Raw genomic sequence first — 2,786 nt, 5'->3', positions numbered from 1 at the left:
CATCTATACCCGCAGATTAGCTGAATCAGGGGACTAGGGTGCTTGGGAGTTACGCGCTCGGTTCGGTTAGGTACATACGCGCTTTGTCACGGAGCTTTCAGAAGGGCTTCCAGGGCCAGCAGCTCTGGCTGGCGCAGATCGTGGCCACCCTCGTGGACTTTTGTGAACACCTGTGCGCCCTGCGTTGTGAACCAGTCGATCAATCGCTGGCTCATCGGCCATGGACAGATCGGGTCATGTTTCCCTGCGGTGATCAGAACCCGCTTGTCCGCAAGGGCTGGGACGGCCTCCGGTTCCCAGGGGATTAGCGGATGCAAAAGTGCGATCCGGTCGAACAGATCGGGGTGTGCCATTGCGACAGAGGCAAGGATGTTTGCCCCGTTCGAGTAGCCAAAGCCATAGACCGGCGCGTTTGGGTTCTGGGCCTTATGCGCTGCCACGAATTCAGCCATCGCTCCGGTGCGGCGAGCAAGATCGTCCATGTCATAGACGCCTTCGCCAGTGCGCCGAAAGAAGCGCGCCGCCCCCATTTCCGAGACATCGCCCCGGGGCGAGACAACGCCCGCCCTGGGCAAAAGCTGTTGCGCCAGTTCAAAGAACTGGTTCTCGTCACCGCCCGTGCCGTGAAAGGCAAAGACCAGCGCCGCGCCCGGTGTCGTTGTGCTCTAATTGAGGAGAATCGGGCTTGCATTTTCTCTTTGGTTTCAATGGCTGATTGTACCCTTAATTATGATACTGTGTCTTTAATTGGGATACTGTGCCCCTAAATTGGATACAAGATAATCTGTGGATAAGTCTCATCGAATTGACGCCAAAGCGTTCTATTGGGGTACAGTCACAGGTCTGGCGATGATCGTTACGCAATAGTGATTTGCACGCAGAAATTTGGCAGTCCGAAACAATCATTCAAAATTGTCCATAGCCTGTGGAAGTATCCTAAATAGGGGTACAAAAAACGCCAAAATTTGCCCGAAACCGTAGATTTTCCTTAATTGGGGTACAACGACAGCGGCGCTGAAGCTGGGGCAGATGCTGTCGATGGATACCGGGATTGTGCTGCCCGGGGAGCTGACCGCGATCCTGTCGCGGATGCGCGGTGATGCCCGTCACATGCCCCCCAAACAGCTGCAAACCGTGCTGAATGCCGAATGGGGGCCGGGCTGGTACAGCCGCTTTGCCCGCTTTGACGTGCGCCCCTTTGCCGCCGCCTCCATCGGGCAGGTGCACCGGGCCGCGCTGCCCGATGGCACCGACTTGGCGATCAAGGTGCAATACCCCGGTGTCCGCGCCAGCATTGACAGCGATGTGGACAACGTGGCCACCCTTTTGCGCCTGCCAGGCCTGATGCCCCGCGGGATGGACCTGTCCCCCCTGCTGTCTGAGGCCAAGCGTCAGTTGCACGCCGAGGCCGACTATCTGGCCGAAGCGCAGCATCTAAGGCAGTTCGACAGCCTTCTGGTGGGGTCCGACATCTTCGCGCTGCCCACCCTGCATGACGCGCTGTGCACGTCCCAAGTGCTCGCGATGCGCTACATGGAAAGCGTGCCACTGGACAGTCTGGTGGACGCGCCGCAAGGCCAGCGTGACCGGGTTGCCGCCGCCCTGATCGACCTTGTGCTGCGCGAGTTGTTCGTATTCGGCGCGATGCAGACCGACCCCAACCTTGCCAATTACCGCTTTGATCCCAAAACTGGCCGCATCGTCCTGCTGGATTTCGGTGCCGTGCAGCCCGTTGCCCCCGCCCTTGCCGCCGATTTTCGCGCGCTCGCCCGAGTGGCGCTGGATGGTGGCGATGCCGCCACGCACCGCGCCATGCTGCGCATCGGATACTTTGGCGCAGATACCGCGCCGCATCATCAGGCGCTGATCCAGTCCATGTTCAACGTCGCCATGGGCCCGGTCCGGCAGGATGCGCCCTTTGATTTTGGTACCAGCACGCTGCTGGAAACTCTTCGCGACATGGGCTTGGCCATAGGCAATGACCGCGAGCTTGCCCATGTGCCACCCGCTGCCACGCTGTTCCTGCACCGCAAGATCGGCGGGATGTATCTGATGGCCACCAAACTTCGCGCGCGTGTCGCACTGCGCCCAATGGTCGAAACCCACTGCCGCGATCAATCCCTGGAATGAACCTGATGACCGATTGGCCCTCCACCCGCGCCGCTGGTGATGCGCTTATGGCGGACTGGCATCGTCAGGTTGCGGGGCGACTCACCTGGCGGTAGGCATCCTGATGGCGTTGTCAAATTAACTTTTCTAAGTCGAAATATCGAAGTTTTTGAAAATTCGTTTTACTGGCTTTCAACGACTTACGAGATTCCAAGTCCCATCAAGAAGACGAAATCTGCCGATAACTGAGTTAATGTGACAACACCGTCCAGGTGCCACTTGTCGGCGGGCCGGGGGCGACCGCGACGGATTTTGGCCGCAATCTGTGTTCCAAATTTCGCCACCGAATCCCGGATCGTTTCGTGGCACACGGTGGCCGCGTTCTGCCAGAAGATCCTCAACGTTCCGCAGGCTGAGGGGGAAGCGGTGGTACGCCCAAACGGCAGAGCCAATGACCGAGCGTGGAAAACGATACCCCTTCAGGGCCGACGAGGGGACAGACAATATCATCTTCCTGCGGTCGCCTCACAGGCGGGGACAGGCAACCTGACAATACCCTAGAGCCGGTCCTTCAGCCGCTGCACAAAGTCCATCCGCTCGTGCAGGATGGCGATGACGACTGGGCGATCTTCCTCCAGCCAGACAATGTAGTGGCGTTCGCACCGATGGATGCGAAC

Annotated in this window: 2 protein-coding genes and 1 pseudogene; 1 reads left to right on the top strand and 2 read right to left on the bottom strand. The window is 59.0% G+C overall.

The features are described from left to right. Positions 1–86 precede the first annotated feature (86 nt). Positions 87–641, bottom strand: coding sequence for an alpha/beta hydrolase (locus Q1B15_RS04135; RefSeq protein ID WP_299750587.1), 555 nt, complete (start codon positions 639–641; stop codon positions 87–89). 388 nt (positions 642–1,029) lie between these two features. Here Q1B15_RS04135 and Q1B15_RS04130 point away from each other — a divergent pair, with 388 nt between their 5' ends. Then, entirely contained in the window at positions 1,030–2,130 is a 1,101-nt protein-coding gene (locus Q1B15_RS04130; protein ID WP_299750585.1) for an AarF/ABC1/UbiB kinase family protein, read from the top strand. Between the two features lie 236 nt (positions 2,131–2,366). Here Q1B15_RS04130 and Q1B15_RS04125 read toward each other — a convergent pair. Beyond that, positions 2,367–2,619: pseudogene (locus Q1B15_RS04125) on the bottom strand (IS6 family transposase); the annotation flags it as partial. Between the last annotated feature and the right edge of the window lie 167 nt (positions 2,620–2,786).

It is taken from the genome of uncultured Boseongicola sp. (assembly GCF_937988555.1).
Lineage (GTDB): Bacteria > Pseudomonadota > Alphaproteobacteria > Rhodobacterales > Rhodobacteraceae > Boseongicola.
Note: the sequence above shows the minus strand (reverse complement) of the source record. Positions and strands in the feature narration are given on the sequence as shown.

Coding starts and splice junctions, on each gene's coding strand:
- Q1B15_RS04130 (WP_299750585.1), top strand. CDS start 1,030: ATGCTGTCGATGGATACCGGGATTGTGCTGCCCGGGGAGCTGACCGCG.